Below are 26,210 nucleotides of genomic sequence, written 5' to 3' on the forward strand. Positions count from 1 at the left end.
CCGCGCCGTCGGTGCAACCGCGATGCAACCGAACCGTCGGCCCGCGCATTCCTGGACCGAACCTCCAAGCACGGCCGCAGGGCGCATTTCCCCATGAGACTCCGTACGATCGCTGCCGCCGCAGCCGGCACCGTCATGCTCGCCGGGCCGCTCGCGGCCCAGGCCGCCAACGGCCCGGCCGAGACCAAGGTCGCCGAGGCCAATCCGCAGGTTCATCCCGTCTCGGCGGAGCGGGACGACGACGTCACCTGCAGTCGGGCCCGCCGTCGCCTGTGGATCGAGGGCGAGGGCTGGGTGGTCCGGCGGATCACCACCTGCCGCTGACCGGGCCCACCTCTGGGGGCCATCGGTCGGGGATGACGGGGCCTTACGCACTCTGCGCGACTGGAGACGCGGAACGGCCGATGATCCGGTCTGTTGGCCCTGCATCCGGCGCGGACCGCGCGCCGACAACCATCGGAGCCGGCCCCATGGCGAACCGGATGATCCTGACGGTGCTCGCCGTAGCGGCCGCGACGACCGCCTCGGCGCAGACTGTCCGGAGCCCCGATCCCTATGCACCGGTGGCCTACGCGCCCGGCTACGCCGCCGATCCGAGTTTCGCCGGCGAGTTCGTGCGCGGGACCTATATCGGCGCCCCGCTGACGCGGGTGCCGCGCCCGACCCAGATCGTGCCCAGTCCCTGGAGCTACGGCACCTACGGCGTCCCGACGGTGACCGGCATCCCGGCCGCTCCGGCGGCCCAGCCGACCCTGACGGTGATCGACGCCGTCCCCCGCGGCCGCCGCGGCGAGCGCGCCGCCGGCGCCGCCCCGGTCGCGGGCGCCCGGGTCATCGCGGTTCAGGTTCCCCGGCGCTGAGCGCCGCGAACCACGCCGCGTAGGGCGTGTTGCGGACGAGGTGCCGGTTGAGGTCCGGGGCACCGTCCGTCCACCAGACCGGCCCGCGCTCGCCGAGCGCGATCTTGGCCGCGTCGACCTCGGCCCTGGCGGAAGCCAGCGCGCCCGCCGCGGCCGCCGCGCCTGCCCGCTCGGCCCGCTTGGCCTCCTTCACACCCCGCCGCGCCGCCATGAGGCGCTTCACCAGCGCCGCGCGGCAGGCGTCCGACAGATCGGGATTGGCGCGGCGCCACAGACGACCCCAGACAACGATGTAGCGCCGATCCGGAGTGGTAATGGCCAGGCTCATGCCGGGGTTCAGCTCCGTTGGGGGGAGGTTAAGCCTTCCAGCTTACACGGCGGATATCAGTTGCGGGTCACGCCATGCAGATCGTCATCGTCGACTCGAGCCGCGTTGTGCTGCAGATCATCGCGTCCCTGATCGAGCCGCGCGGCCACGCCGTGCACCCCTTCACGGATTCGGAGCGGGCGCTGGAATTCCTGGCGGCGACGCCGGCGGTCCGTGTCCTCATCACCAGCCTGGAGGTGCGGCCGCTCTGCGGACTCGAACTCTGCTGGTCGGCACGGCTGCTCGCGGAATCCCGCGGGCCGCTGCACGTCATCACCATGTCGTCGGCGCGCAACGTCCGCAGCCTCGCCGAGGCCCTCGACAGCGGCGCGGACGACTTCATCGAGAAGCCGCCGAGCGCCGAGGAGCTGAACGCGCGCCTGCGCGCGGCCGAGCGCCTGACCACCATGCAGGAGGAACTGATCCGCCTCGCCGAGACGGATCCACTGACCGGCTCCTACAACCGGCGCGCCTTCTTCAACCGCGCGCGCGCCGCCGTGGCGCAGGACCCGCGGCCGGACGCCGTCTCGGCCATCCTCCTCGACATCGATCACTTCAAGCGCATCAACGACGAGCACGGGCACGATGTCGGCGACGTGGCGATCAAGGCCGTGGCCGACTTGATCTCCGGCTCCGGGATCGCCGGACGCCTCGGCGGCGAGGAATTCGCCGTCATCCTCCCGGGGCGCGGCCTCGGGGAGGCCGTGGCGCATGCCGAGCGCCTGCGCGGCGACGTCCAGGCCCTGCGGATCCGCGGGGCCAAGGGTCCGATCGCGCTGAGCTGCAGCTTCGGCGTCAGCACGTGGCGTGACGGCGACAGCGTCGAGGCCCTGGTCAAGCGGGCGGACGTCGCGCTCTACGCGGCCAAGGGCGGCGGCCGGAACCGGGTGGTCCCGGATCAGGGCGCGGGCGTCCACGCCGTCGCGGGCTGACACGGACCGCCCGTACCAGATCGGCACAGTCGGTCGGGCGGTGTCCCACGGTCGTCCCAGATCGGCGCATTGATCCGCCGAGTATCCGTTTTCGGGCAGCGATTCTGCCCATATAAAGCTTAATATTCGCGAGCTGTTGCTGGAACGGATCTTGGAACTTCGCCTTCGATCCCGGCCGCCTGTATCAAGCCGGGAGAGAGAGGTGCGAGGTCATGAGTACGGCCGTTGGCGTCCTGATCCTGGATGAGCCGGAGGACCTGAGCGCGACGGTTCGCGCCACCCTCGAGCACATGCCCGAATTCCACACCATCGGCGAGGCCGATCTCGACCGCGCCGACGCCGGCAGCAGCGTCGCCCTGGTCTTCCTCGACGAGATCCGGCTGGCCGACGGGATCGCCCGCATCGTCGCCCTGAAGGAGCGTCAGCCGGCGCTCCGCACGCTGGTCGCCTTCGGCGCCCTCACGGCGGACGACCTCCGCGCCCTGCTGGCCGCGGGCGCCGACGCCTTCGTGGCGCGCTCCAAGTCGCCGCGCGAGCTCGGCGCGGCACTGCTCGCCCTCGCGGAGGGCTCCGACGTCCTGGTCCCGTCGGAGCAGCCGGTGGCGATGCCGCCGGAGGCGGGCGAGAGCCTCGGGCTGACGCCCCGCGAGGCGGAGGTCCTGCGCTTCCTCAGCTCCGGGTTCAGCAACAAGGAGGTCGCGCGGCGGCTGGCGCTCAGCGTGCGCACGGTGGAGACCCACCGGCTCAACCTGCGGCGCAAGACCCAGACCGGCCGGCTGAAGGACCTGGTCTCGCTGGCCCGCCAGCTGGGCCTGGCCCCCGTGGTCGACTCCGGCGACCAGGTCCGGCGCGGCACCGACAGCCGCTCCTCGGGCAACGACAACCAATCCCGGCACTGAGAGGGGGATCGGGCGGTCTCGTGGAGACCGCCCCCCTAGGCGGCCGCGGCCGCCTTCCGGGCTCCGGACGCGCGCTTGGCCGCTGCCGTCCCGCTCTTGGACCGCTCGGGTGCCTTCGCCCCCCGCCCGCGCGCGCCTGCCGGCTTGACCCGTCCCTTGGCCTTGACGGCGTCCTCCGCGGCTGAGAGGCGCGCCTGCAGCAGTCCCAGCACCGCCGCCTCCTCGGGCCGGAGGCTGGAGAGGTCCTCGCTGAGTTCCGATTCGACCGCGTCCTTCACCTGCAGGAGCAGACCGCCCTCCAGATAGCAGTCGAGGATCTGCGGGTGGATGTAGCACTTGCGGCAGATCGTCGGCGTGTTGCCGAGGCGGCCCGCGACGTTCTCGATGGCCGCGCGGATGTTGCGCTTGGCCCCCGCCTCGCTGTCGAAGGTCTCGAACTCCCGCAGCGCCAGCGCCGCCAGCACGGTGCCGGCCCAGGTGCGGAAATCCTTCGCGGTGAAGTCCTCGCCGGTGATCTCGCGCAGGTACGCGTTCACGTCCGAGGAGGTGACGTCGCGCTGGGTGCCGTCCGGATCCAGATACTGGAACAGCTCCTGCCCCGGCAGATCCTGGCAGGCCTTGACGATCCGGGCGACCCGCCGGTCCTTCAGCGACACGTCCCAGGTCTTGCCGCTCTTGCCCTTGAAGCGGAACGACAGGGCCGCCCCCTCGATCCGGACGTGGGGGTCGCGCAGGGTCGTGAGGCCGTAGCTCTTGTTGGTCCGCGCGTAGTCGTCGTTGCCGACGCGGATCAGCGTGGTCTCGAGCAGGTGGACCACGGTGGCCAGCACCTTGTCGCGGGAGAGGCCCGGCCGCTTCATGTCGGCGTCGACGCGCCGGCGGATCCCGGGCAGCGCGTCCGCGAAGGCCATGATCCGCGAGAACTTGTTGGCCTCCCGCGCCTGCCGGAAGTCCGGGTGGTAGCGGTACTGCTTGCGCCCCTTGGCGTCGCGGCCCGTCGCCTGGATGTGGCCGTTGCGGCGGGGACAGATCCAGACATCCGTGTAGGCCGGCGGGATCGCGAGGCTGCGGATGCGGGCCAGCACCGCCTTGTCGCGCACCGGCGCGCCCTTCGCGTCGAGGTAGCGGAAGCCGGTGCCGCTGCGGCGGCGGGTCAGCCCGGGCCGGCCGTCGTCGACGTAGACGAGTCCGGCCTCCTCGGCCGCGGCGCGGAGGTCTCCGCCGCTCTCCGCCGTCTCGACACACGCCATGACCTGCCCCTCCCATCGACGCCGCCCGGCTGCCTCGCCCGGCGAGAAGGCCTTGGACAACCGGCGGCACGCGATCGCCGTTCCGGGCCTGCACATCCGCCGCAGGACGGGCCGCGGCGCCGTGCTAGAGGGGGGGATGCACGCCGATGCCGCCCCCGGGAATCTGCCCGTTCCGATGCGCCGCCTGGTCTTCGTGGTGACCGAGGACTGGTTCTTCGCCTCCCATTTCCTGCCGATGGCCCGCGCCGCCATCGGCATGGGTCTCTCGGTCGCGGTGGTGACGCGGGTCCGCGCGCACCGGGCCGCCATCGAGGCGACCGGGGCGCAGGTCGTCCCCCTGGAGGCCGAGCGAGCGAGCCTCAACCCCATGGCCGCGGGCTACGCGGCCGGGCAGCTCGCGGCGATCCTGAAGGCGCTGAAGGCCGACGTCGTCCACTGCATCGCCCTGCGCGGCATCCTGGTCGGCGGCACGGCCGCCGCCATGGCGGGCATCCCGGCCCGCGTCTTCGCCCTGACCGGCCTCGGCCTCGTCGGCGCCCGCAGCGACCGGCTCGGGCGGGCGGCGCGCCTCGCCCTGCGCGCGCTGATCCGGGGACCGCTGGCCTCGTCCCGCACGCGCTTCCTGTTCGAGAACCCCGACGACGCCGTGGCCCTGGGCCTGGACCCGCTCGACCGGTCGGTGACCGTCGTGGGCGGCGCCGGCGTCGATCCGACGATCTTCGTCCCGCATACGCTGCCGCCGATGCCGCCGCTGCGAGTGGCACTCGTCGCCCGGATGCTCTGGTCGAAGGGGATCGACGTCGCCGTCGAGGCGGTCCGCCTCGCCCGGGCCGAGGGCGCGCCGGTGGAGCTGGCGCTGTACGGCGCGCCAGACCCGTCGAACCGGCGGGCGATCGACGCCGCCACCCTGCGCGCCTGGAGCCGCGACGGCATCGTCTGGCACGGGCCGACGACCGACGTGGCGGCGGTCTGGGCCGGCCACCACGTCGCCTGCCTGCCGTCCCGCGGCGGCGAGGGCCTGCCGCGGACGCTGCTGGAGGCCGCCGCCTGCGGCCGGGCGCTGGTCGCGTCCGACGTCCCGGGCTGCCGCAGCCTCGTGCGCGACGGTGTCGAGGGCCTGCTGGTCCCCCCCGACGACGCGCCGGCCCTGGCCGCCGCCCTGGCGCGCCTGAGCGGCGATGCCGGTCTCGTCGCCGGCCTGGGCGCGGCCGCGCGGGCCCGGATCGAGACCGGTGGCTTCACCGAGGACGCGGTGACCGACCGGGTCCGCGCCGTGTGGCGCGACCTGCTGGAGGCCTGACCGTGCGCGCACCGGACGATCCCGCCGGCTTCATCCGCAGCAACACCCGCCTGCTGCCCGTCCCCCACGCGCCCGAGATCCGCCTGCACGTCGCCGATGAGGCGACGGATCTCTGGCAGCGGACCGAGGAGGAATTGCAGGCGATCGGGCTGCCGCCACCGTTCTGGGCATTCGCCTGGGCGGGCGGCCAGGCGCTCGCCCGCTACGTCCTCGACAACCCGGACGTCGCGGACGGGGCGCGCGTGGTGGATTTTGCCTCGGGGTCCGGCCTGGTGGCGATCGCGGCGGCCCGCGCCGGGGCGCGCCACGTCGTCGCCAGCGACCTCGACCCCTTCGCCGTCGCGGCGATCGGGCTGAACGCCGCGGCCAACGGCGTCGGCGACCGCGTCGCCGCAACCTCCGACGATCTCCTCGCCACGGATCCCCAGGCCGATCTCGTCCTGGCGGCCGACGTGTTCTACGAGCGCGACCTGGCCGAGGCCGTGACCGCCTGGCTCGTCGGCCTGCAGGCGCGGGGCGTCACCGTGCTGATCGGCGACCCGGGCCGCACCTACCTGCCACGGGACCGCCTCGACTGCCTCGCGACCTACGCGGTGCCGGTCTCGCGCACGCTGGAGGATTCCGAGATCAAGCGCAGCCATGTCTGGCGGCTCCGGGGATGACGGTTCCGTCGAGACCGTCCCGCCGGACCGCCACCCGCGCGGCCGCGCCGAGGCTTTATCCGGCGCGGGAATGCGTTACCGTCGAATCGACTCGTGTCGCGTGCCGCGCATGCGCCAGAGTGTTGGAAGGCCCGGATCGGGGCGTGCTGCGGCGGAAGGTTTCGTGGTGAGTGTCGAGTCGAGTGTGAAGCCCAGCCGTGCCCGCGTCGTCGCCTTCTCGGGTAGCGCCAAGCGGCCCTCGCGCACCCGCATCCTGGTCGAGGCCCTCGGCGCCGAGCTCGGGCGCCTGCGCGGGATCGACCTCGCCGTCTACGACCTGATCGATGCCGGTCCGGGCCTCGGCGCGACGCAGCGGGACGACCTGTCGGCGCCGGCCGCGCGCCTCATCGAGGCGATCGAGGCGGCGGACGCCCTGATCGTCGGGACGCCCGTCTACCAGGGCGGCTATGCCGGGCTGTTCAAGCACGTCTTCGACTTCGTCGACCCGGCCCGGATGATCGGTATGCCGGTGGCGCTGACCGCGACGGGCGGGGGCCTGCGCCACGCCCTGGTGGTCGAGCACGGGCTCCGGCCGCTGTTCGGCTTCTTCGCGGCCCATGTCGCGCCGACCTCGGTCTATGCCGGCTCCGACGACCTCGTGGACGGACGCATCGTCGACGAGACCGTGTCGGTCCGGCTGCGCGCCGCGGCCGCGGAACTATCCGCCCTGCTCGACGTGTCGCGGACGGCCGCCTCCGGCCCATCAGCCTGACGGGAGACTCCCCCGACCTGAGGCGGGCCCTAGATCGATGCGGGACCACGCTCATCCGCGAGGGATCATGTCAGGCTCTCCGCTCACGGCCGGCAAGGCGCCGACCGCGCTGCCCGCCACCTACGTCACGGCGTCCGGACTGCCGCGCTACCACCCGGTGTCGCAGGCGCTGCACTGGCTGAACGCCGCCCTGGTCCTGGCGGTGCTGCCGCTCGCCTGGGTCGCGATCAGCCTGCCGCCGACCCCCGCCAAGGGCAGCATGTTCGTGCTGCACAAGTCGGTCGGCCTGACGATCCTGGCGATCGTGGTCCTGCGGATCGTCTGGCGGATGGTCCGGCCCGCGCCGCCGGACCCGCAGGCGCCCCGGCTCCTGACGCTGATCGGGCGCGTCAACCACTACCTGCTGTACGCGATCTTCCTGATCATGCCGATCAGCGGCTACCTGCTGAGCGCGCTGTCGGGACGCGACACGCCGTATTTCTGGCTGTTCACGATTCCGGGACTGCCGAAGGACGACGCGACCCAGAAGGTCTTCGAGTCGATCCACGTCTTCGGCCAGTGGCTCGTCTACGCCCTGGTCCTGCTGCATATCGCCGGCACGGCGTGGCACCTGGTCATCCGGCGCGACGGGCTGCTGGAGCGGATGCTCCCGGTCCAGGACGGGCGCGGCTCGTCTCGCTGACCCGACCGACATCGGGCCGCGCGGGCGGTCAATCGACGCGGCGCAGGACGAAGGTGGTGCCGACCTCGGGATCGCGCCGCCAGCGACCGTCGCCGCTCGGCACGAGGTCGATGCTGTGGCCGCGCTTGGCGGTCAGCGTCATCCGGCCGTTCGTGTAGCGCCAGCGCACCGGGTCGAACACCTCCAGGCCACTGTCGTGGCAGCCGGGAACGATGTGGACGCCGCCGCCGCTCCCATCGAGGTTGATCCGGCAGGTGTCGCGCTGCTGGAAGCGGTCGAGGGCGTAGAGGCCCGGCGCCGGCCCCGCCGAGGCGGTCGCCGCCGGCTGCAGCTCGGCCGGGACCCGGGCCGCCGTTCGGAGCGGGGAGGGGGCCGGGTTTGCCGGATCCGCCGGCGCGATCTCGGGCGCGGCCGCCGCGTCGGCCGGCCGCATCGCGACGATGTCGAGGGGAACGAGACTGTAGCGCTCGCCGCCCTCGGCCTGGGCGACGAGGCTGCGCTGGTCCGGCCGCCTGGCGAATTCGAGGACGGGGCGGACGTTGCGGTCGACGAGGCGGAGGGCGCCGTCGACGAAGAGCCAGCCGGCGACCCCGTTCAGGACCGGCAGGGCCCGCCGGCAACCGGCCGGGAAGCGCAGCCGCTGCCCCGCCTCGCCGCTGTCGAGCACCAGGGTCATGACGCAGCGGCGGTTGGTGCCGTCGCGGGACAGGTCCCAGGTGCCCGGCACCTGTCCGAGCTTCTCGGGCAGGCTCGGCGGCGCGGTCGGAGCCGGAGGCGCCGCGAGCGTCTCCGCGGCCGGGGGCGGGGGCGCGGCCAGGTCGGTCGCGTCGGGCACGTCCTGGGCGGCGGCCGGCCGGACGATCGCGGCGGTCGCGATCAGTGCCGACGCGGTCAGCAGGGCGGCCTGAGCCTGTCTCACGCGGTGGGTCTCCAGGGGGTCTCGGCCACGGGCGTCAGCGGACCCCGCCCCTCGAACCACGAGACGACGTTGTCGACGACGAGCTGGGCCATCGCCGCGCGGGTGTGCTCGGAGGCCGACCCGACATGCGGCAGCAGCACCGTGTTGTCGAGGGCGGCGAGATCCGCGGGCACGTGCGGCTCGTTCTCGAACACGTCGAGGCCGGCGCCGAGGATCGTACCGGCCCGCAGCGCCGCGGTCAGCGCCGCCTCGTCGACGAGGGTGCCGCGGGCGACGTTGATCAGGATGCCCTCGGGACCGAGCGCCTCCAGCACGGCCGCGTTCACGAGGTTGCGCGTGTCGGCGCCGCCGGGCGCCACCACGATCAGGATGTGGACCGCGCGGGCGAGGCCGAGCAGCGTGTCGTGATACGTGTAGGGCACGTCCGCCTGCCGGCTGCGGCCGTGATAGTCGATCTCGACGCCGAAGCTCTCCAGCCGGCGGGCGATCGCCCGCCCGATCCGGCCGAGCCCGAGGATGCCGACCCGCCGCCCGCGCAGGGACGCCGTGAGCGGGAAGGGCGCCTTGGGCCAGTGGCCGTCGCGCAGGTAGCGGTCGGCCTGCGGGATCCGCCGCAGGGTGGCGAGGACGAGGCCGAGGGCGAGGTCGGCGACCTCGTCGGTGAGCACGTCCGGCGTGTTGGTGACGACGATGCCGCGCTGCCGCGCTCCGGCGGCGTCGACGGCATCGTAGCCCACGCCGAAATTCGCGATCAGCTCGAGGTTCGGCAGCCGATCCATCAGCGCCCCGTCCACCGCGCCGCCGACGCAGAGCGCGCGGATCCGCGGGCCGATCTCGGCGAGCAGAGCCTCCGGGTCCGCGGCCTCCGCCAGCCGGTGGACCCCGTACCGTCCGTCGAAGGCTTTCTCCACGAGCGGGTGCATCTTCCGGAGCAACAGGATCTCTGCCGGGGCCTCAGCCATCGTTCACTCCCACGTTCGGCCGTTCGTCGGTGCCGGCCGCCTCCCCCGTCCCGGCATAGAGCCTGTGCGGGGTGGCGCGCCAGCGCGTCGGAGCCGCCGCGGTGACAACCGCGCGGATCAGCCGGGCGGCCAATCGACCGGCACAGGGCTCGCCTCTTTCGAAAACCGCGCGCGATGCCTACTAAGGACCACGCATCATCGCGAGAGTTCTGCACCGACCCCATTCGCCGAAGACGAAGACCGATGACCAGCCCGCGCACCCTCTACGACAAGATTTGGGACGACCACGTCGTCGATGTCCAGCCGGACGGCTCCAGCCTCCTCTACATCGACCGGCACCTCGTTCACGAAGTGACGAGCCCGCAGGCGTTCGAGGGTCTCCGCGTGGCGGGCCGCAAGGTGCGCCATCCGGAGAAGACGCTGGCCGTCGTGGACCACAACGTCCAGACCTCCGACCGGTCGCAGGGCATCGACGATCCCGAGAGCCGCACGCAGCTTGAGGCGCTCGCCGAGAACGTGCGCGACTTCGGCATCGAGTTCTACGACGCCCTCGACCGCCGCCAGGGCATCGTCCACATCATCGGCCCCGAGCAGGGCTTCACGCTGCCCGGCCAGACGATCGTGTGCGGCGATTCGCACACCTCGACGCACGGCGCCTTCGGGGCGCTGGCCCACGGCATCGGCACCTCGGAGGTCGAGCACGTGCTCGCCACCCAGACGCTGGTGCAGCGCAAGGCCAGGAACATGCGCGTCTCCGTCGACGGCACGCTGCCGCCCGGCGTGACCGCGAAGGACATCATCCTGGCGATCATCGGCGAGATCGGGACCGCCGGCGGCACCGGCCACGTCATCGAGTACGCCGGCGAGGCGATCCGCGCCCTCTCGATGGAGGGCCGGATGACGATCTGCAACATGTCGATCGAGGGAGGGGCCCGCGCCGGCATGGTCGCCCCCGACGCGACGACCTTCGCCTACGTGAAGGACCGCCCCAAGGCGCCGAAGGGCGCGGCCTTCGACGCGGCCCGCCGCTACTGGGAGAGCCTCGTCACCGACGCGGGCGCGCATTTCGACCGCGAGGTGCGCCTCGACGCGGCCAACCTGCCGCCGATCGTCAGCTGGGGCACGAGCCCCGAGGACGTGATCTCGGTGCAGGGCCGCATCCCGGACCCGTCCGAGATCGCCGACGAGAACAAGCGGCAGTCGAAGGAGAAGGCGCTGGCCTACATGGGCCTGACGCCGGGGACCCGGATCACCGACATCACCCTGGACCGGATCTTCATCGGCTCCTGCACCAACGGCCGCATCGAGGATCTGCGCGAGGTCGCGCGGGTCGTCGGCGACCGGAAGGTGCACGAGGGTGTTTCGGCGATGATCGTGCCGGGCTCCGGCCTCGTGAAGGCGCAGGCGGAGGCCGAAGGTCTCGACAAGATCCTGAAGGCGGCGGGTTTCGACTGGCGCGAGCCGGGCTGCTCGATGTGCCTCGGCATGAACCCGGACAAGCTGCGTCCGGGCGAGCGCTGCGCCTCGACGTCGAACCGCAACTTCGAGGGCCGGCAGGGTCCGCGCGGGCGCACACACCTCGTGTCTCCCGCCATGGCGGCGGCCGCGGCGGTGGCCGGACGCTTCGTCGACATCCGGGAGTGGCCGCAGGGCTGAAATCCCGATTGACGCCGGCGGCTCCGTTGCCTAAACGGAGCCGTCGCCGGCCGATGGCCGACGGCGAGCCCAGGTGGCGGAATTGGTAGACGCGCTGGTTTCAGGTACCAGTCTCGCGAGAGGTGAAGGTTCGAGTCCTTTCCTGGGCACCAAATGCCTGACAGCAGCCCGCCAAAGCCTTGGCGGGCTTTGTTGTTTCTAGAGGCCGAGAACTCCGGACCGGTCTCCGGGACCCCGCCGCGAGCCGTCGAGGTTCGGTTGACGGCCCGGATACCGGTCGCGCCTCCCTCGTTCGGGGATCGGCGGCGCGCATCCGGGTGTCGGGTCTTCGCCGACGCGGACCTGCCGAGGATCGGGCGCGCGGAGGCAGTGGTCTGCAGAACGAGGCGCTCGATGGCGTGGTCTGCCGGCCCTCACGCGAATCGTGCTGGCGGCCGTCGGACAGGCTGAGGGGCGAGGGGCCTGGCCGTTTCGACGGAAGATCCCGGGCCCGGGCCAGCCGCCGTGCGCCGCGGCCACGGAACCGCGCCACCGTCCCGCGCGTAGACCGGGCCTCGACATTCCCCAGCGAGATCACCTCGAACCGCCCGGCTCCGGCCGCGGCGGTTTTTTCGCGCCGGGCGTTCCGCTGGCGCGGTGCTCGCGACGGCGCGACATCCCTCCGGGGATCGTCGCTCGGCCCCGCCGGCACCGCCGCGCGGAGCGTCCTCGATCAGGCTGCGGTGACGCGACGGTAGCTCGCGGCGAACGCCTCGGCTTCCTCGTGCGTCAGATCGGTGACCACGAGCCCCGGCGCGTAGACCGTCCAGCGGCCGTCGTTGTCCTCCGACATACGGATCTCGACCACCGCGGACCTCCTCGATCTCGGGTAGAACCTTGCTGTCAGACTGACGATTTCTTGTGCGGGATCAATACCTCTTAAGATGCTGGACGGCGCCCGACGCGGACGCGCGGGGCGCCGTCCGCGGAAGCGCCCGGTCCACCGGCGCCGGTCCTGTTTCCGGAATCCCCGCGCGGGACCGCCGTTCCGCGGCACGGGCACGTATCGGTAACCCCGGTCGGTCAATCTATCCTCGAGCCAAGTTGCGTATCGGCTCGGCTCACTCGCTGGTGAGATCAGGCGCTCCCCCGCCCCGTGAGCAGATCGGGGCGGGGCCGAGAGCGGGCGGCGGCCTGGCAAGCCTTCTGCCGCGTCCCGATCCTATGTCCGACCTGCCGCCCGCGCCGCGTCGCGACAGGAGTGCGCAGGCCGGGCTGGGCCGCTACAGCCAGCGCTCGTCGAGGTCGGTCGCGTTCCGGTCGGCGACGGGCTGCGTCTCGTCACCCTCGGCGAAGACCACCACGTCGTCCGGTCCGACATCGCGGGTCGCGTAGAAATCCCAGCGCCGGTGGATCACGCGCGGGCCGCCGAAGATCCGGTAGGCGTTCCAGTACCGGTCATCACGGAAGCCGACGTAGTGGACGCAGCGGGTGGCCATCGGCTCACCGCAGGCGGGCGATCAGCCGGGCCAAGCGCGGCCGCAGCGGCAGGGACAGCCGGTAGGCCAATTCGGCGAGCGGGAGCACCGGGCGCGCGCCCAGGACGCGCAGGTCGACCACGCGGTCGAGCCAGCGCCAGCCGGGCAGGGTCCGCCAGAGGCGCGCGAACGCGGCCGCACCGGAGATCAGCTGCCCGTCCGCGGTCCGGACGTGGAAGCGCCGCAGGGCCCGATCCCGGTCGAGATCCGGGCCGAGCACCGGCTCGGTCGCTCCGCGGCCGACATCGACGAAGGCGACCTGGCCCGCGCCGGCGCATCGGCGATACTGGTCGATCTCGGCGCGGCACAGCGGGCAGCCGCCGTCGTAGTAGACGCTGAGCGGCCCGTCGGAGCGTTCGTCGGCCGTGGCCGCGCCGGTGCCCACGGTCTCAGTTCGCCGCCGGGCTCAGGACCAGCTTGCCCTTGAAGGGCGCGTCGGCGTTGCGCGTGCTGGTGCAGGCGTACTCTTCCTGCCCGGCCTTCATCGTCCGCAGGCGCAGCGTGCCCTTCCCGTTCTGCTTGACCGTGTAGCCCTTCTCGCTGGCGACATGCACCAGGTCGCCGTCGGCGTGCAGCACGAGGCCGTTCTCGAACTGCCCGGGCGCGGTGATCGTGACCGGCGCGTCGGCGCTGCTCACGATGTTCAGCGCGACGTTGGTGTCGGCCGGAAGCTTGAGCTCGGCCGGGGCGCAGACCGGCTTGCCGTCCTTCAGGCTGATCGTCAGTTCCACGGGCGGCATCGCGTCGGTGGCAGGCTGCGGCAGGGGCTTGCCCTGAGCGAGAGCCGGCCCTGCGGCCAGGAGAACCAGGAGCGTCGCCGATCCGCGCACGAGTGTCAGCATGTGGAGTCAGTCCCGGTTGGAGGGTCGGCGCGGCCCGCGAGCGCACCGCCGGAAAAGGCGGTGCGCTCGGCGACGTTCCCGGGCGCAACGCCGCACCCGTCCGGGTACGGAGGGGTCCGATTGTCGGGATGCCGCCGATCGCGCTCGCGGCCCCGGTGGAGCCGCCCGTCCGCGGTGGCGGCACTCTCCCCTCAGGTTCGGCCCGCGTATCCCGGAACGCGACGCGGGATATAAGGACCCGCTACGGTTTTCGGCGAGGTCGATTCGCGTGCGGTCCGGTTCAAGGCTCTCCGAACGCTGGTTCACGCTGGCGCTCTGGCTCGTCGCGCTCGTCTTCGCGTGGTTCCTGATCGGGCTGGGATCGCTGGTCGTCGGCGATCTGCCGCAGGTGGAGCACCGCTACACCCTCGACCAGTTCCTCGACACCGACCAGGGCACGGCGTCGGCCGAGGCCCTCAAGCAGATCCGCCGGGAGCAGGACGACAACCGACGGAAGGTCGAGCAGGATCAGCTCGCCCTCGAGGCTGCGCAGTCCGCCTCCGAGGGCGCGCGCGAGACCTTCGCCAACTGGCTGAAGACTCGGGACGCCACCCAGCGGGTCGACCAGGATCCCGGCCTCGTCGCGCGCACCCAGCAACTCGACGCGCTGAAGGCCGCCGAGCGCAGCGTCGAGGAGCGGCTCGCGGCCCTGGCGCGGACGGGGCTCGACCTGTCGGAGCGCGAGGCGGCGCAGCTGCGCGTGGACAGCGATCTGCGGGCGGCGGCGCAGGCGCGGCTCGACGCGGCCGAGCGCGGCCAGGAACTGCGCGTCTTCGGCTATCGCCTCGCCCTGACGCTGCCGCTGCTGGCCCTCGCCGGATGGCTCCTGCTCAAGCGCCGCCGCACCCGCAACTGGCCGTTCGTGTGGGGCTTCGCCTTCGCGGCGGCCTTCGCGTTCTTCGTCGAGCTCGTCCCCTACATGCCGAGCTACGGCGGCTACGTGCAGTACGGCGTCGGCGTGATCGTCACGCTGGTCGCGGGTCGCGCGGCGATCAACGCGCTGCACGCCTACCGCACCAGGCAGGCGGTGGTGGAGGCGCGCCCGGACGCCGAGCGGCGGACCGAGATCGCCACCGACCAGGCCCTGGCGCGCCTCGCCAAGAAGGCGTGCCCCGGCTGCGAGCGGCCGATCGCCCTCGACGACGCGAGCACGAACTTCTGCCCCCATTGCGGCCTCGGCATCTTCGCGCACTGCCCGTCCTGCGCGCAGCGCAAGAGCACCTTCGAGCGCTTCTGCCGCGCCTGCGGCACCCGGAGCCCGGATCTCGCGAGCGCGGTGACCTGAGGCCGCCCGGACACCCGGTTGCGCCTCAGGCGTTGTCGCCCCGGATCGCCGCGATGACCGCGTCGGTGACCTGACGGGTCGTCGCCGTGCCGCCGAGGTCCGGCGTGTGCAACTCTGGATCCGCCGTGACCCGCTCGACCGCGCGCATCAGCCGGTCGGCCGCCGGCTTCTCGCCGAGGTGCTCGAGCATCTGACACGCCGTCCAGAAGGTCGCGATCGGGTTGGCGATGCCCTTGCCGGCGATGTCGAAGGCCGAGCCGTGGATCGGCTCGAACATCGACGGGAAGGTCCGCTCCGGGTTGATGTTGGCGGTCGGTGCGATGCCGAGCGACCCGGCGAGCGCCGCCGCGAGGTCCGACAGGATGTCGGCGTGCAGGTTCGTCGCCACGATCGTGTCGAGGGTCTCGGGCTTCGTCACCATCCGCATCGTCATGGCGTCGACCAGCATCTTGTCCCAGGTCACGTCCGGGAAGTCCTTCGCGACCTCGGCGGCGATCTCGTCCCACATCACCATGGCGTGGCGCTGGGCGTTGGACTTGGTGACGACGGTGAGCAACTTGCGCGGGCGGGTGCGGGCGAGCTCGAAGGCGTAGCGGATGATCCGGTCCACGCCCGAGCGGGTCATCATCGAGACGTCGGTGGCGACCTCGTTGGGATGGCCCTGGTGGACCCGGCCGCCGACGCCCGCATACTCGCCCTCCGAGTTCTCGCGCACGATCACCCAGTCGAGTTCCGGACCCGAGACGTTGCGCAGCGGGCTGGTGATGCCCGGCAGGATCCGGGTCGGGCGGACATTGGCGTATTGGTCGAAGGGCTGGCAGATCGCGAGCCGCAGGCCCCAGAGGGTGATGTGATCGGGCACGTCCGGCGCCCCCACGGCGCCGAAGAAGATCGCGTCGTGGTTCCGGATCTGCTCGCGGCCGTCGGCCGGCATCATCACGCCGTGCTTCTTGTAGTAGTCCGAACCCCAGTCGAAATGGTCGAACCGGAAGGCGAAGGAGCCGGCCTTCTCGGCCAGCGCGTCGAGCACCTCGATGCCGGCGGCGATGACCTCGACGCCGATGCCGTCCGCGGGAATGGCCGCGATGGTGTAGGTCTTCGTCATAGGTGTCTTCTCGAGCGTCTTCGGGGGCGAGGCGAGTAAGCGAACCCTGACGGTGGCGCGGGCTCGGCGTCCGGATCGGGACGTGTAACGTTTTGTGACACCGCGCAGTTTCGCGTTGCCGTGCCGTCCGCCGCCCCTATGCTCGCCCGATGCACGAGGGCACCACCATCGCCATCGTCGAGGACGATCCCGACATCCGGGCCCTGCTCGCCGGCTACCTGGAGGGCGAGGGGTTCCGCACCGTCGCCCTCGACGGTGGCGCGGCCCTCGACCGCCTGCTCGCGTCGGGCGTCGCGCCGCACCTCGTCGTCCTCGACTGGATGCTGCCCGGCGAGGACGGCCTGTCCATCTGCCGCCGCCTGCGTGAATCGGGCGGGCCACCCATCGTGATGCTGACCGCCAAGGATGAGGACATCGACCGGGTCCTCGGACTGGAGATGGGCGCCGACGACTACGTCTCGAAGCCGTTCAACCCGCGGGTCCTGCTGGCCCGGATCCGCGCGGTCCTGCGACGGGCCCACGGCGCCGGCGTCCAGGCCGCCGAGGCCGCGAGCGAGCGGCTGAGCGTCGCCGACCTCGTGGTCGATCTCGCGGCCCGCACGGTGCTCACCGGTGAGCCCGCCGCCGAGGTCCCGCTGACCAGCGCCGAGTACGACCTGCTCCACTGCTTCGTCACCCGGCCGCAGCGTGTGCTCTCGCGCGACCAGCTCCTCGACTGGACCCGCGGCCGGACCGCCGACGCCTTCGATCGCACCATCGACGTCCAGGTGAGCCGACTGCGGCACAAGCTCGACGCCTCGGGCAGCCAGGCCGCGTCCCTGCTCAAGACCGTGCGCAACGCCGGCTACATCCTCGCCGCCCCGGTCCGCTCCGGAGCCCCGTGATGGGCCGCATCGGGCTCCTCGGGCGCATCATGCTGCTCCTGCTGGGCGCCCTCTCACTCCTCGTCCTCGCCACGGTGGCCCTGGATCACTGGCAGCGCCGGGAGGAGCGGTGGCCCACCGGCTCCCGCTTCCCGCGGGTCGATCAGGCTGCCGGCATCATGACGCTGCTGCGCGACGCGGATCCCGCCCAGAGACCGGCCATCCTGAGGGCGGTGAGCGGCGAGGTGCTGCGGGCGGAGATCGTCGACGCGTCGCCCGAGACGACCGACCTGATCCGCGAGCCCCACCTCGAAGCCCGGCTTCGCCGGATGACGGCGGAGCCGGCCGACCGCGTCCAGGCCTACACCGACGCCACCCTGCTGCGCCGCGGCGTCGATCCGGCCAACATCGACCCAGCGGAGCGCACCGGACCGGTCGGGCGCCTCGCGCTGGCGACCTACCGGCTGCCCGACGGCCGGTACGCGGTGATCACCGCGGCCCAGCACCATCGCTCGCTCATGCCGTGGCTGTTCGGCCAGCCGCTGAGCCTCTGGGTGGCGGTGCTGGGCGCCGCGGCGGCGGGACTCGTCCTGGTCGGCACGCGCCACGAACTCGCGCCGCTGCGGCGCCTGACCGACGCGGTCACCCGGTTCGACGGCCGCGCCCCGGAGCGGGTGAGCGCGCCCCGGGGCGCGCCGGAGATCCGGCGCCTCGCCCAGGCGGTGCAGGGCATGCAGGAGCGGATCGCGGGCCTCATGGCCGAGCGCTCGCTGCTGATCGGCGCCATCTCGCACGACCTCAAGACCTACCTGACCCGGCTGCGCCTGCGCGCGGAGGCGGTGGCGGAGCCGACGCTCCGGGACAAGCTGGTGGCGGATCTCGACGCCATGACCGAGCTGATCGACGCGTCGCTGGGATTCGCCCGCGGCACCGCGGTCGAGGCGACGCGGGCGCCTGTGGACCTCGCCGATCTCGTCGCCGTCGAGGTGGCCGAGCACGCCGCGCAGGGCGCCACGATCAGCCTGACCGGCGAGGAGGTGCGGGACGCCACGGTGGCCGGCGACGCGGTCGCCCTGCGCCGGGTCGTCGCCAACCTGATCGGGAACGCCGTCAAGTTCGGGCGCTCCTCGGTGGCGGTGGCGGTGAGCCGGGCCGGGACGGTCTGCCGGATCGTGGTCGAGGATGACGGGCCGGGCATTCCCGAGGCCGAGCGGACGGCGGTGTTCAGCCCGTACTACCGGGTCGAGCGCTCGCGCAGCCGGCAGACCGGCGGGACCGGCCTCGGCCTCGCCATCAGCCGGCAGATCGCCGAGGCCCACGGCGGCACGGTAGTGGCGGAGGCCGGTGCGGAAGGCGGCGCGCGGCTCGTCGTGACCCTGCCGAGCCTGTCCTGAACGCGGGCGGCAACGAGCAGGCAACCGGCCGTTACACATCGTTACAGGACGGCGCGGCCCGGTCACATCCGGGAAGCGCGCGCGGACGAACCTTCGCTCACACGCCGCGGCGGATCCTCCGCCCCGGCGGCGGCGGTCGGCTCAAGGCCGGACTGCCCGATCGAGCGGAAGGAGATCATCGATGTTGAAGGTTCTCGTCCCGGCCGCGCTCCTCGTCGGCCTCGCGGTCCCCGCCTCGGCGCTGCCGCTGGTTCAGGACGCGGTCTCCGACGGGGCCGACGGCGCCCGGATCATCCAGGTCTACGGCGGCTGCGGTCCCTACGGGCATCGCGGCCCCTACGGCGGCTGCCGCACCGGCGGCCAGTGGGGCGGCTACGTTCGCGGCCGCTCGTGCCCGGCGGGCTTCCACATCGGTCCCTATGGGCGCCGTTGCTGGCCGAACTGAGCCGCCCCCCGTTCCTCGCCCGGCCCCGCGGCCGGACTCCCGTCGAGACTTCGCTGGAGTTGAGTCATGATCCGCACCCTCGTCATGCCCGTGGCGCTCGCCGCTGGGGTTCTGATGGCCGGTTCGAGCGCCGAGGCGCGCGACGGCTGCGGTCCCGGCTTTCACCGCAATCCCTACGGCTGGTGCCGCCCGAATCTCGGTTATCGGCCGTTCGGCTACGTCCCGGTCTATCCGCGGGTCGGCTATCGGTGGCACTACGGCTACCGCTACCCTTGGCACCGGCGGTTCGCGTGGGGCGGCTATCGCTGGGGCGGGTTCCGCCATGCCGGCTGGCATGGGGGATGGCACGGCGGCTGGCATCATGGCGGCTGGCGCCATCGCTGGTGAACCGGTGCCGGATCCGGCCGCGCCCGTCCCCTATGGCAGGACGAGCCCCGACGCCGCGTAGGTCAGGGCCGCGACCAGGGCCGCGGCCGGCATCGTGATCACCCAGGCGATCACGATGCCCTGCGCGACGTTCCAGCGGACCGCCGAGACCCGCCGCGCCGCGCCGACGCCGACGATGGCGCCCGTGATCGTGTGGGTGGTCGAGACCGGGATGCCGAAGGCGGTCGCGGCGAACAGCGTCGCGGCGCCGCCGGTCTCGGCGCAGAAGCCCTGCATGGGCGACAGCCGCGTGATCTTCGAGCCCATCGTGTGGACGATGCGCCAGCCGCCCAGAAGGGTGCCGAGGGCCATGGCGGTCTGGCAGGACAGCACCACCCAGAGCGGCACGTGGAAGGCCCCGCTCTCGCCGTGAGCGTAGAGCAGGGCCGCGATGATGCCCATGGTCTTCTGGGCGTCGTTGCCGCCGTGGCCGAGCGAGTAGAGCGAGGCCGAGACGAATTGCAGGCCCCGGAACAGGCGGTCGACGGCGTGCGGCGTCGCGCGGACGAAGATCCACGAGACGGCCAGCATCAGCAGCAGCCCCAGGGCGAAGCCGAGGGCCGGCGAGAGGACGATGGCGGCGCTGGTGGCGATGACGCCGGGCCAGACGATCACGCCGACTCCCGCCTTGGCGATGCCGGCGCCCAGCAGGCCGCCGATCAGGGCGTGGGAGCTGGAGGACGGGATCCCGGCGTACCACGTGACGAGGTTCCACGTGATGGCGCCGCCGAGGGCGCCCATGATGACCCGGTCGTCCACCGTGGCGACGTCGATGATGCCCGAGCCCACCGTGCCGGCGACGTGCAGGCCGAAGACCAGGAAGGCGACGAAGTTGAAGAACGCCGCCCAGAACACGGCGTAGCGGGGCGCCAGCACCCGCGTCGACACGATGGTGGCGATGGAGTTGGCGGCGTCGTGCAGCCCGTTCAGGAAGTCGAAGACCAGGGCGAGGACGATGAGGACGACGAGGAGCGTCACGCGGCGACCTGCGGCTCAGACATGTTCGACGACGATGCTGCTGATCTGGTTCGCCACGTCCTCGAACCGGTCCATGACCTTCTCCAGATGGCCGTACAGTTCGGACCCGACGAGGAAGGCCATGGGGTCCCGCCCCGAGGCCTTGAACAGGGCCTTCAGGCCGTCATTGTGCAGGTCGTCGGCCCGCCCCTCCAGCTCGATGACGCGCTCGGTCAGGCTGTTCAGCGCGGCGGCGTTCTCGCCGAGGGCCCGCAGCTTCGGCAGCGCCTCGGCGGTGACCTGTGCGGCTTCCTGGATGACCGCGCCCATCTCACGCATCGCCGGCTCGAAGGTGCTGACCTCGAAGAGCTGGACCGCCTTGGCGGTCTTGAGCATCTGGTCGATGGCGTCGTCGAGGGAGCCGACCAGGGCCTGGATGTCGCCGCGGTCGAACGGCGTGATGAAGGTCCGGCGGACCGCCAGCAGCGCCTCCCGGGTGATCTCATCCGCCGCGTCCTCGTGGGCCGCGATCGCCGCGTAGGCCGCCGGCACGGCCTGAGTCCCGTCGAGAAGGGAACGCAGCGCGGCCGCGCCATCCTCGAGCGTTCGCGCGTGGCGCTCGAAGAGGTCGAAGAACCGGTCCTCCCGCGGCATCAGGGCGCGAAACCAAGCCAGCATGTCGTGTCCGGATCGAGAGGTCGGCGCGTCGGCCGGGTGCGACAACACCCGGCAGGCACAACGGGCGAACGCGCCGACCCGATCCGGAAGCCGGCAAACAATCCGTCGGGAGCATCGCCGGCCGGCGGCCGGCCCCGCTCAGCGGGCCGGGCTGGCGGCGGCGTGAAGCCAGCCGAAATCGACCGGGTAGCCGAGCCCGTGCAGCATCTTCACCCGCTTCCACGAGGCCGACCGCGCCGAGGCCGCGTCCTGACCGGCGTCGATCTCGGCGCTCTCCATCTCCTGCAGCTCGCGGGTCAGCGCCTCGCGCAGGCCTGTGGCCTTCATGTTGCCGAGCGCGGCGGTGAACGCCTGCTCGGCGATCCGAACCTGATCACAAATCTGACGCACGCTCATCAGTACCGATCCCTCCAGCCCGGCGTGAACACTGCATTTCCGCAGTCGATCGGAGGCTATCACGCGGGCCGTCGGCGGGAGATGTACGTCTTTGGTGCAGCGCCCGTCACCGCAGGGGGAGCAGGCGGAGGCGCCGCGTTGTCCGCGGCGGGCGCGCCCAGCGCCGCTTGCGCCCGAAGGTCCGGCGGGAATCGGAGAGGCGCGCGTCCACGTCCATCTTGCGACCCAACCGCGGCTGGACGCTGGCGCCGATCGCCACCAGCGCGGCTGACCCGATCAGCGCGACGAGTACCGCGCCCCAGAACACACTCTCGAACATCAGGCACTCCCGGACCGGAGCCCCGCCGCGGACCACTCGGGGACGCGCACGATCGTGGAGGAAGCTAGAACATTCCCGGTAGTGCAATCAACGCTCTGTATCGAGCGGTATTCAACTGTCGACAACTGATTGCGTCACCTCGACCGCCCAGGGTCGACGCGGGCGCCGTGTCCTTGCGCAGGATCTGTCCTTGCGCGGGATCAATGCGCGCGCCGCCCAGGTCTCCGACGATCCCCGCGCCAGACCGGAGCCCGAACCATGCGCCTCTATCGCGTCACCTTCTACAAGACCGTCGCGGACGATACTGGCCACGAGCACCGGGTGCGGCAGCGCTCGATCCTGGTCCGGGCGTCGTCGGAGGTGTCGGCCGTCTGGCAGGCCAAGGCGCTTCTCTGCGCCGACGCCCGGGTGGTCGACTGGCGCCTGCGCGCCGACAGCTGCGAGGTCGCGGCCCTGCCGGTCGCCGCGTAGGCCCGCCGGAGCGGCCCCGCGGGCGAGAAGATCGATCCGGCAGACAGGCATCTCCGGCCCGGACGACCGGGACAATCCGGCGGATCCGGCGCCCGGGCTCCGCGACGCGGCCCCGGGATGACGGGGTGCTGCCTCCGCTCGGCCTCGAGACATAGACCGCACCCCGACCGCAGCGTCGCCCGGTGCGGCACCGCACGCCGCGGAACCGAGCCCGTCCTGCTGTGGCCCCATTCCGCTGCGACAGCGCCCGGATCGGCGTGGCGATCGCCAGCGTCCGCTCCCGGTGCCTCGCGGTGGCGGCGACGATCCCGACGCCGCGCCCAGCGCCGTCGTCGCGGGCCGGCCCGATCGGGGCGGGTTTTACGAAGCGTTCATCCTCCGGGTGTCCGATCCGGGTTGTCAGAGGCGGGAAAGCGGAAGCGATGCCGAGCGAGACGAACCGAGTGACTCAGGATGCCCCGGCGCAGGAGCCGATCCTGGAGCTGTGGCGCATCCTCGCCCTCGCGCTGATCGTCGCGGCCGGCATGCTGTTCGTCCATCTCGTCGTCCCCGCCGAGGCAGACGCGGCCGCGGCCCCGGTCGCGACGGCGCAGACCGCGGGTGAGCACACCACTCGGTAGGCAGCGCCCTCTCGGAGGACGCCCTACGCGGCACCCGAGCGACCTGTCCGGCCGAAGCGGCGCAGCGAGAGACCTGCCGGGCTGAGCCGGTCACGCCCCGATCGAGTCCTGATCGATCGAGTCCTGGTCGATCGAGTCCTGGCAGGACGCGAGGCGCCGCGGCGCCTCACTGCATCGGCAGCGGGACCGCCTCGACGGCGACGTCGCCGATGCCCCGGTCGGCGAGGGCCGCGCGCAGGGCATCGGTCAGGCAGGTGCCGGCCGTGAAGGCGCCGAGCGCCGAGCCGTGCCGGTCCGCCTCGCGGGGGCGGGGGCCGATCAGCTGCACCACGCGCCGGGCAATGGCGGGCGCCGGGTCGATCCAGGTGACCGGCCAGGGCGCCACCGCCTGGAGGCGCGGTAGCAGCAGCGGGTAATGGGTGCAGGCGAGGCAGACCACGTCGGTGCGCCGCCCGTCGGCCTCGGCGACGAAGCAGGGGGCGATCTCGGCGGCGAGGGCGGCGTCGTCCACCGGCGCGCCCGCGAGCTCGGCCTCCGCGAAGCCGGCGAGGTTCTGCGAGCCGACCAGCGTCACCGCGCAGGTGCCGGCATAGGTCGCGATCAGGTCGTGGGTATAGGAGCGCGCCACCGTGCCGGGCGTCGCCAGCAGCGTGACGAGCCGCGAGCGCGTCGCCTCGGCGGCCGGTTTGATCGGCGGCACGACCCCCACGAAGGGCGTGGTGAAGCGCTGGCGCAGAGCCGGGAGGACCAGCGTCGAGGCGGTGTTGCAGGCGATCACCACGAGGTCGGGCCGGTGGGTCGCGACCAGCCGTTCCATCACCGTGAGGACGCGCGCGACGAGGGTCGCCTCCGAGAGCCGGCCATACGGGAAGGCCGCGTCGTCGCCCACGTAGACGTAGCGGGCGTCCGGGCGGGCGCGGCGCACGGCGTCGAGAACGGTCAGGCCGCCGAGGCCGGAATCGAACACCAGGATGGTCGGCTCGGCGGCGCAGCGCAGCGCGGCGGCGGACAGGCTGGCCCCGGCCATCAGATCGATCCGCATGAGAACCCCGGACTCCTCGAAGAGCGTCCCAAAATCTCGGCAGCGAGGGTTAAGGCAGTCTCACTGCGGCGAGAGAAAGACCCGTGATCCCCAACCCGTTCCGTTAACCGCCGCGCGGCCGCGGCGAAGAAGCCGGGGACGCGCAGGTGGCCGCCCGACCTCGACGTCGAGCGAGCCCCCTGTCGCGGAAGAGCGCTGTCGCAGAGGTTGTCGGAGCACGGCCGGAACATATCTTCTGCGCGCCGGCCAAGGTCGAGAAGACGGTTCTCGGTCAGGCCCGAAACAAGGGACCATCGTCATGGCAGCGACAGCCGCACTGCGCCCGGACGAGACACGCGACCCTGCGGCACCGGCCTTCCCGCCGCCGCCGGTCACCGCCCGGCCGATCGACCGGGCCGCCTGGATCGCCGCCTACCGGCAGGTCCGGAGCGAGACCGAGCGCCGCGCCGCGCCGCTCTCCCCGGAGGATCAGCAGGTCCAGTCCATGGCCGACGCCAGCCCGACCAAGTGGCACCGGGCGCACGTCACGTGGTTCTTCGAGCAGTTCCTGCTCCGGGAGCACCTGCCGGGCTACGCGATCTACGACGCGCGGCTGCACTATCTGTTCAATTCGTACTACGTGGCGGCGGGTCCCCGTCAGCCGCGCATCCAGCGCGGCATGATCACCCGCCCGACCATGGCGGAGGTCGCCGCCTACCGGGCCCATATCGACCGCGCCGTCGAGGCCCTGCTGGGCCAGGCCTCCGAGCGCGCCCTGGAGGCGGTGCTGCCGATCCTAGAGATCGGCCTCTACCACGAGCAGCAGCACCAAGAGCTCCTCCTCACCGACATCCTGCACGCCTTCGCGCAGAACCCGCTCAACCCGGCCTACGACCCGGACTGGCGGTTCCCGAAGGCGGCGGCGCAGGACGGCCAAGTCACGCTCGACCGCGCGATCGCCTGGATCGGGCACGCGGGGGAGGGCTTCTCGTTCGACAACGAATCCCCGAGGCACGAGACGCTGATCCCGGCCGGCCGGATCGATCGGGCGCTCGTGACCAACCGCCAGTGGCTCGCCTTCATGGAGGATGGCGGCTACGCCAAGCCGGAGCTGTGGCTCTCGGACGGCTGGTATGCCGGGCCGGCGGAGGGCTGGGAGGCTCCCGGCTACTGGCGCCGCGCCGGGGAGGGGTGGGCGACCATGACGCTGGGCGGCGAGCGCCCCGTGGACCTCGACGCGCCCGTCACCCACGTCAGCTACTACGAGGCCGACGCCTACGCCCGATGGGCCGGCCGCTTCCTGCCGACCGAGTTCGAGTGGGAGGTCGCGGCCCGCGACGGCGGCCTGCCGGACGCCTTCGGCCTCGTCTGGCAATGGACCCGCAGCGCCTACGTCCCGTATCCGGGCTACCGGCCGCTCCCGGGCGCGCTCGGCGAGTACAACGGCAAGTTCATGGCCAACCAGTTCGTGCTGCGGGGCTCGTCGGTGGCGACTCCCGAGGGCCATGCCCGCCTGCCGTACCGCAACTTCTTCTATCCGCACCAGCGCTGGCAGTTCACGGGCCTGCGCCTCGCCGATGCCGCCTGACGCGCCCCGGAGCCGCCCTTGACCATCAAGCCTACCTTCACCGACGCGACGCCGGTCACGCTGGACGCGCCGCCGCTGAGCTTCCTCGACGACGTCCGCGCGGGCCTCTCGAAGCCCCAGAAGAGCCTGTCGCCGAAATACTTCTACGACGCGGCCGGCTCCGCGCTGTTCGAGGCGATCACGCAGTTGCCGGAATACTACCCGACCCGCACGGAGATCGGCATCCTCGAGGCCTGCGGCCCCGAGATCGCCGCGCTGATGCCGGCCCACGCGGCGCTGGTGGAGTTCGGCAGCGGCTCGACCGTGAAGCTGCGCCGGCTCCTGCACCATCTCGACACGCTGGCCGCCTACGTGCCGGTGGACGTCTCGGGCGAGTTCCTGCGCGGGCAGGCGGAGGTCCTGCGGGGCGACTTCCCCGACCTGCGGGTCGAGCCGGTCGTCGCCGACTTCACCCGCGACTTCGACCTGCCGGAGAGCCTGAACGGCCTGCCGCGCGCCGGGTTCTTCCCGGGCTCGACCATCGGCAATTTCGACCCGCACGAGGCCGAGGCGCTGCTGCGCCGGTTCGGCCGGATCCTGGGGCCGGGCGCCCACATGATCGTGGGCGTCGACCTCGTGAAGGACGCCGCGGTACTGGAGACCGCCTACGACGACGCGCAGGGCGTCACGGCGGCCTTCAACCTCAACCTGCTGACCCGGATCAACCGGGAGCTCGCCGGCCGCTTCGAGCCCGGCGCCTTCAGCCACCGGGCGGTGTTCAACACCGACGCGTCGCGGATCGAGATGCATCTCGTGGCCCGCGACGCGCAGGCCGTGCGGGTCGGCGCCGACACCTTCCGCTTCGCGGCGGGCGAGACGATCCACACTGAGAGCAGCTACAAGTACACGCCGGCCACGTTCCGGGCGCTCACCGAGCGCGCCGGCTGGACGTGGCTGACGGTCTGGACGGACCCGGAGCAGCTGTTCTCGGTCCACGCGCTCCGGCTGGACTGAGCGGGGCCGGG

Annotated in this window: 32 protein-coding genes and 1 tRNA gene; 19 read left to right on the forward strand and 14 right to left on the reverse strand. The window is 72.3% G+C overall.

The window, feature by feature from the left end; genetic code table 11:
- Positions 1-93 precede the first annotated feature (93 nt).
- Both BKE41_RS04680 and BKE41_RS04685 read left to right on the forward strand, forming a co-directional pair.
- Positions 94-324: a hypothetical protein gene (locus tag BKE41_RS04680; protein WP_029360603.1), complete on the forward strand. Its 231-nt coding sequence runs from the start codon at positions 94-96 to the stop codon at positions 322-324.
- A 146-nt stretch (positions 325-470) separates the two neighbouring features.
- Positions 471-860 carry a hypothetical protein gene (locus BKE41_RS04685; RefSeq protein ID WP_070998616.1) on the forward strand — a complete coding sequence of 130 codons (390 nt, stop codon included), beginning with the start codon at positions 471-473 and terminating at the stop codon, positions 858-860.
- Here the strand turns inward: BKE41_RS04685 and BKE41_RS04690 are convergent.
- Complete coding sequence (locus BKE41_RS04690) at positions 832-1,188, reverse strand: hypothetical protein (RefSeq protein WP_070998617.1); 357 nt, start codon at positions 1,186-1,188, stop codon at positions 832-834. The two genes, BKE41_RS04685 and BKE41_RS04690, sit on opposite strands and share 29 nt — an antisense overlap.
- 74 nt (positions 1,189-1,262) lie before the next feature.
- On the opposite strand from BKE41_RS04690, the gene BKE41_RS04695 reads away from it, so the two are divergent.
- Both BKE41_RS04695 and BKE41_RS04700 read left to right on the forward strand, forming a co-directional pair.
- On the forward strand, positions 1,263-2,159 hold the full coding sequence (locus BKE41_RS04695) for a diguanylate cyclase (RefSeq protein ID WP_029360606.1): 897 nt from the start codon (positions 1,263-1,265) through the stop codon (positions 2,157-2,159).
- Positions 2,160-2,371: 212 nt separating this feature from the next.
- Positions 2,372-3,058: a response regulator transcription factor gene (locus BKE41_RS04700; protein WP_012317760.1), complete on the forward strand. Its 687-nt coding sequence runs from the start codon at positions 2,372-2,374 to the stop codon at positions 3,056-3,058.
- Positions 3,059-3,093: 35 nt separating this feature from the next.
- Here the strand turns inward: BKE41_RS04700 and BKE41_RS04705 are convergent, their stop codons facing one another.
- A complete protein-coding gene (locus tag BKE41_RS04705) occupies positions 3,094-4,308 on the reverse strand; it encodes a DNA topoisomerase IB (RefSeq protein ID WP_024830978.1) in 1,215 nt (404 codons plus the stop codon).
- Positions 4,309-4,444: 136 nt separating this feature from the next.
- On the opposite strand from BKE41_RS04705, the gene BKE41_RS04710 reads away from it, so the two are divergent.
- The 4 genes from BKE41_RS04710 (at position 4,445) to BKE41_RS04725 (ending at position 7,703) form a co-directional block, all read left to right on the forward strand.
- Positions 4,445-5,608 (forward strand): glycosyltransferase, encoded by a 1,164-nt coding sequence (locus tag BKE41_RS04710; RefSeq protein ID WP_071000633.1) that lies wholly within the window; start codon positions 4,445-4,447, stop codon positions 5,606-5,608.
- A gap of 2 nt (positions 5,609-5,610) precedes the next feature.
- On the forward strand, positions 5,611-6,270 hold the full coding sequence (locus BKE41_RS04715) for a methyltransferase (RefSeq protein ID WP_012317763.1): 660 nt from the start codon (positions 5,611-5,613) through the stop codon (positions 6,268-6,270).
- Positions 6,271-6,454: 184 nt separating this feature from the next.
- Positions 6,455-7,021, forward strand: a complete 567-nt coding sequence (locus BKE41_RS04720; protein WP_024830975.1) for an NAD(P)H-dependent oxidoreductase — start codon at positions 6,455-6,457, stop codon at positions 7,019-7,021.
- A 67-nt stretch (positions 7,022-7,088) separates the two neighbouring features.
- Complete coding sequence (locus tag BKE41_RS04725; protein WP_024830974.1) at positions 7,089-7,703, forward strand: cytochrome b; 615 nt, start codon at positions 7,089-7,091, stop codon at positions 7,701-7,703.
- Positions 7,704-7,731: 28 nt separating this feature from the next.
- Here the strand turns inward: BKE41_RS04725 and BKE41_RS04730 are convergent, their stop codons facing one another.
- The gene (locus tag BKE41_RS04730; protein ID WP_012317766.1) at positions 7,732-8,622 is read right to left on the reverse strand and encodes an AprI/Inh family metalloprotease inhibitor; all 891 of its coding nucleotides are present in this window, start codon (positions 8,620-8,622) and stop codon (positions 7,732-7,734) included.
- Complete coding sequence (locus tag BKE41_RS04735) at positions 8,619-9,584, reverse strand: 2-hydroxyacid dehydrogenase (RefSeq protein ID WP_012317767.1); 966 nt, start codon at positions 9,582-9,584, stop codon at positions 8,619-8,621. Before BKE41_RS04735 ends, BKE41_RS04730 begins: the two co-directional genes overlap by 4 nt.
- Before the next feature lie 243 nt (positions 9,585-9,827).
- Here BKE41_RS04735 and leuC point away from each other — a divergent pair, with 243 nt between their 5' ends.
- Positions 9,828-11,240 carry a 3-isopropylmalate dehydratase large subunit gene (gene leuC, locus BKE41_RS04740; protein WP_012317768.1) on the forward strand — a complete coding sequence of 471 codons (1,413 nt, stop codon included), beginning with the start codon at positions 9,828-9,830 and terminating at the stop codon, positions 11,238-11,240.
- A gap of 67 nt (positions 11,241-11,307) precedes the next feature.
- Positions 11,308-11,392 (forward strand) — tRNA-Leu (locus BKE41_RS04745).
- A gap of 560 nt (positions 11,393-11,952) precedes the next feature.
- On the opposite strand, the gene BKE41_RS32380 is transcribed toward BKE41_RS04745, so the two are convergent.
- The 4 genes from BKE41_RS32380 to BKE41_RS04760 all read right to left on the reverse strand — a co-directional run bounded on the left by BKE41_RS32380 (position 11,953) and on the right by BKE41_RS04760 (position 13,599).
- Positions 11,953-12,087: a hypothetical protein gene (locus tag BKE41_RS32380; protein ID WP_012317769.1), complete on the reverse strand. Its 135-nt coding sequence runs from the start codon at positions 12,085-12,087 to the stop codon at positions 11,953-11,955.
- 415 nt (positions 12,088-12,502) lie between these two features.
- Positions 12,503-12,718, reverse strand: coding sequence for a hypothetical protein (locus BKE41_RS04750; protein ID WP_012317770.1), 216 nt, complete (start codon positions 12,716-12,718; stop codon positions 12,503-12,505).
- Positions 12,719-12,722: 4 nt separating this feature from the next.
- On the reverse strand, positions 12,723-13,142 hold the full coding sequence (locus tag BKE41_RS04755) for a DUF393 domain-containing protein (protein ID WP_070998621.1): 420 nt from the start codon (positions 13,140-13,142) through the stop codon (positions 12,723-12,725).
- Between the two features lie 4 nt (positions 13,143-13,146).
- Positions 13,147-13,599 carry a hypothetical protein gene (locus BKE41_RS04760; RefSeq protein ID WP_024830970.1) on the reverse strand — a complete coding sequence of 151 codons (453 nt, stop codon included), beginning with the start codon at positions 13,597-13,599 and terminating at the stop codon, positions 13,147-13,149.
- Positions 13,600-13,867: 268 nt separating this feature from the next.
- Between BKE41_RS04760 and BKE41_RS04765 the strand changes: the two genes are divergently transcribed.
- Positions 13,868-14,923 carry a zinc ribbon domain-containing protein gene (locus BKE41_RS04765; protein ID WP_024830969.1) on the forward strand — a complete coding sequence of 352 codons (1,056 nt, stop codon included), beginning with the start codon at positions 13,868-13,870 and terminating at the stop codon, positions 14,921-14,923.
- Between the two features lie 25 nt (positions 14,924-14,948).
- Here the strand turns inward: BKE41_RS04765 and BKE41_RS04770 are convergent, their stop codons facing one another.
- Positions 14,949-16,028: a tartrate dehydrogenase gene (locus tag BKE41_RS04770; protein ID WP_024830968.1), complete on the reverse strand. Its 1,080-nt coding sequence runs from the start codon at positions 16,026-16,028 to the stop codon at positions 14,949-14,951.
- 149 nt (positions 16,029-16,177) lie between these two features.
- Here BKE41_RS04770 and BKE41_RS04775 point away from each other — a divergent pair, with 149 nt between their 5' ends.
- The 4 genes from BKE41_RS04775 (at position 16,178) to BKE41_RS04790 (ending at position 19,117) form a co-directional block, all read left to right on the forward strand.
- Complete coding sequence (locus BKE41_RS04775) at positions 16,178-16,912, forward strand: response regulator transcription factor (RefSeq protein ID WP_012317775.1); 735 nt, start codon at positions 16,178-16,180, stop codon at positions 16,910-16,912.
- Complete coding sequence (locus tag BKE41_RS04780) at positions 16,912-18,285, forward strand: HAMP domain-containing sensor histidine kinase (RefSeq protein WP_059409629.1); 1,374 nt, start codon at positions 16,912-16,914, stop codon at positions 18,283-18,285. The genes BKE41_RS04775 and BKE41_RS04780 overlap by 1 nt, the downstream gene beginning before the upstream one ends.
- A gap of 181 nt (positions 18,286-18,466) precedes the next feature.
- On the forward strand, positions 18,467-18,730 hold the full coding sequence (locus BKE41_RS04785; RefSeq protein WP_012317777.1) for a hypothetical protein: 264 nt from the start codon (positions 18,467-18,469) through the stop codon (positions 18,728-18,730).
- A gap of 66 nt (positions 18,731-18,796) precedes the next feature.
- Positions 18,797-19,117, forward strand: a complete 321-nt coding sequence (locus BKE41_RS04790) for a hypothetical protein (RefSeq protein ID WP_070998622.1) — start codon at positions 18,797-18,799, stop codon at positions 19,115-19,117.
- Positions 19,118-19,147: 30 nt separating this feature from the next.
- Here BKE41_RS04790 and BKE41_RS04795 read toward each other — a convergent pair whose 3' ends face one another.
- The 4 genes from BKE41_RS04795 to BKE41_RS04810 all read right to left on the reverse strand — a co-directional run bounded on the left by BKE41_RS04795 (position 19,148) and on the right by BKE41_RS04810 (position 21,506).
- Positions 19,148-20,134, reverse strand: coding sequence for an inorganic phosphate transporter (locus tag BKE41_RS04795; protein WP_012317779.1), 987 nt, complete (start codon positions 20,132-20,134; stop codon positions 19,148-19,150).
- A gap of 15 nt (positions 20,135-20,149) precedes the next feature.
- A complete protein-coding gene (locus BKE41_RS04800; protein WP_012317780.1) occupies positions 20,150-20,791 on the reverse strand; it encodes a DUF47 family protein in 642 nt (213 codons plus the stop codon).
- Positions 20,792-20,929: 138 nt separating this feature from the next.
- Positions 20,930-21,187, reverse strand: a complete 258-nt coding sequence (locus BKE41_RS04805) for a hypothetical protein (RefSeq protein ID WP_012317781.1) — start codon at positions 21,185-21,187, stop codon at positions 20,930-20,932.
- A 106-nt stretch (positions 21,188-21,293) separates the two neighbouring features.
- A complete protein-coding gene (locus BKE41_RS04810) occupies positions 21,294-21,506 on the reverse strand; it encodes a hypothetical protein (protein WP_012317782.1) in 213 nt (70 codons plus the stop codon).
- A 258-nt stretch (positions 21,507-21,764) separates the two neighbouring features.
- Between BKE41_RS04810 and BKE41_RS04815 the strand changes: the two genes are divergently transcribed.
- Both BKE41_RS04815 and BKE41_RS04820 read left to right on the forward strand, forming a co-directional pair.
- Positions 21,765-21,977, forward strand: a complete 213-nt coding sequence (locus tag BKE41_RS04815) for a hypothetical protein (protein ID WP_012317783.1) — start codon at positions 21,765-21,767, stop codon at positions 21,975-21,977.
- Between the two features lie 422 nt (positions 21,978-22,399).
- Positions 22,400-22,597 (forward strand): hypothetical protein, encoded by a 198-nt coding sequence (locus tag BKE41_RS04820; protein WP_012317784.1) that lies wholly within the window; start codon positions 22,400-22,402, stop codon positions 22,595-22,597.
- 166 nt (positions 22,598-22,763) lie between these two features.
- On the opposite strand, the gene murI is transcribed toward BKE41_RS04820, so the two are convergent.
- Positions 22,764-23,639 (reverse strand): glutamate racemase, encoded by an 876-nt coding sequence (gene murI / locus BKE41_RS04825; RefSeq protein ID WP_012317785.1) that lies wholly within the window; start codon positions 23,637-23,639, stop codon positions 22,764-22,766.
- Positions 23,640-23,937: 298 nt separating this feature from the next.
- Between murI and egtB the strand changes: the two genes are divergently transcribed.
- Both egtB and egtD read left to right on the forward strand, forming a co-directional pair.
- Positions 23,938-25,206 carry an ergothioneine biosynthesis protein EgtB gene (gene egtB, locus BKE41_RS04830; protein WP_059409630.1) on the forward strand — a complete coding sequence of 423 codons (1,269 nt, stop codon included), beginning with the start codon at positions 23,938-23,940 and terminating at the stop codon, positions 25,204-25,206.
- An 18-nt stretch (positions 25,207-25,224) separates the two neighbouring features.
- Complete coding sequence (gene egtD, locus BKE41_RS04835) at positions 25,225-26,199, forward strand: L-histidine N(alpha)-methyltransferase (RefSeq protein ID WP_070998624.1); 975 nt, start codon at positions 25,225-25,227, stop codon at positions 26,197-26,199.
- Positions 26,200-26,210: the final 11 nt, after the last annotated feature.

The organism is Methylobacterium sp. C1 (assembly GCF_001854385.1).
GTDB lineage: Bacteria > Pseudomonadota > Alphaproteobacteria > Rhizobiales > Beijerinckiaceae > Methylobacterium > Methylobacterium radiotolerans.

Excerpts from the sequence above, each read along its gene's own strand:
- BKE41_RS04710 (WP_071000633.1), top strand. The coding sequence starts at position 4,445 with ATGCACGCCGATGCCGCCCCCGGGAATCTGCCCGTTCCGATGCGCCGC.
- egtB (WP_059409630.1), top strand. The coding sequence starts at position 23,938 with ATGGCAGCGACAGCCGCACTGCGCCCGGACGAGACACGCGACCCTGCG.
- BKE41_RS04790 (WP_070998622.1), top strand. The coding sequence starts at position 18,797 with ATGATCCGCACCCTCGTCATGCCCGTGGCGCTCGCCGCTGGGGTTCTG.
- BKE41_RS04805 (WP_012317781.1), bottom strand. The coding sequence starts at position 21,187 with ATGAGCGTGCGTCAGATTTGTGATCAGGTTCGGATCGCCGAGCAGGCG.
- BKE41_RS04725 (WP_024830974.1), top strand. The coding sequence starts at position 7,089 with ATGTCAGGCTCTCCGCTCACGGCCGGCAAGGCGCCGACCGCGCTGCCC.
- BKE41_RS04775 (WP_012317775.1), top strand. The coding sequence starts at position 16,178 with ATGCACGAGGGCACCACCATCGCCATCGTCGAGGACGATCCCGACATC.
- BKE41_RS04815 (WP_012317783.1), top strand. The coding sequence starts at position 21,765 with ATGCGCCTCTATCGCGTCACCTTCTACAAGACCGTCGCGGACGATACT.
- BKE41_RS04770 (WP_024830968.1), bottom strand. The coding sequence starts at position 16,028 with ATGACGAAGACCTACACCATCGCGGCCATTCCCGCGGACGGCATCGGC.
- BKE41_RS04780 (WP_059409629.1), top strand. The coding sequence starts at position 16,912 with ATGGGCCGCATCGGGCTCCTCGGGCGCATCATGCTGCTCCTGCTGGGC.
- BKE41_RS04690 (WP_070998617.1), bottom strand. The coding sequence starts at position 1,188 with ATGAGCCTGGCCATTACCACTCCGGATCGGCGCTACATCGTTGTCTGG.
- BKE41_RS04810 (WP_012317782.1), bottom strand. The coding sequence starts at position 21,506 with ATGTTCGAGAGTGTGTTCTGGGGCGCGGTACTCGTCGCGCTGATCGGG.
- BKE41_RS04800 (WP_012317780.1), bottom strand. The coding sequence starts at position 20,791 with ATGCTGGCTTGGTTTCGCGCCCTGATGCCGCGGGAGGACCGGTTCTTC.
- BKE41_RS04695 (WP_029360606.1), top strand. The coding sequence starts at position 1,263 with ATGCAGATCGTCATCGTCGACTCGAGCCGCGTTGTGCTGCAGATCATC.
- BKE41_RS04700 (WP_012317760.1), top strand. The coding sequence starts at position 2,372 with ATGAGTACGGCCGTTGGCGTCCTGATCCTGGATGAGCCGGAGGACCTG.
- leuC (WP_012317768.1), top strand. The coding sequence starts at position 9,828 with ATGACCAGCCCGCGCACCCTCTACGACAAGATTTGGGACGACCACGTC.
- murI (WP_012317785.1), bottom strand. The coding sequence starts at position 23,639 with ATGCGGATCGATCTGATGGCCGGGGCCAGCCTGTCCGCCGCCGCGCTG.
- BKE41_RS04750 (WP_012317770.1), bottom strand. The coding sequence starts at position 12,718 with ATGGCCACCCGCTGCGTCCACTACGTCGGCTTCCGTGATGACCGGTAC.
- BKE41_RS04785 (WP_012317777.1), top strand. The coding sequence starts at position 18,467 with ATGTTGAAGGTTCTCGTCCCGGCCGCGCTCCTCGTCGGCCTCGCGGTC.
- BKE41_RS04760 (WP_024830970.1), bottom strand. The coding sequence starts at position 13,599 with ATGCTGACACTCGTGCGCGGATCGGCGACGCTCCTGGTTCTCCTGGCC.
- BKE41_RS04685 (WP_070998616.1), top strand. The coding sequence starts at position 471 with ATGGCGAACCGGATGATCCTGACGGTGCTCGCCGTAGCGGCCGCGACG.
- BKE41_RS04820 (WP_012317784.1), top strand. The coding sequence starts at position 22,400 with ATGCCGAGCGAGACGAACCGAGTGACTCAGGATGCCCCGGCGCAGGAG.
- BKE41_RS04705 (WP_024830978.1), bottom strand. The coding sequence starts at position 4,308 with ATGGCGTGTGTCGAGACGGCGGAGAGCGGCGGAGACCTCCGCGCCGCG.
- BKE41_RS04680 (WP_029360603.1), top strand. The coding sequence starts at position 94 with ATGAGACTCCGTACGATCGCTGCCGCCGCAGCCGGCACCGTCATGCTC.
- BKE41_RS04735 (WP_012317767.1), bottom strand. The coding sequence starts at position 9,584 with ATGGCTGAGGCCCCGGCAGAGATCCTGTTGCTCCGGAAGATGCACCCG.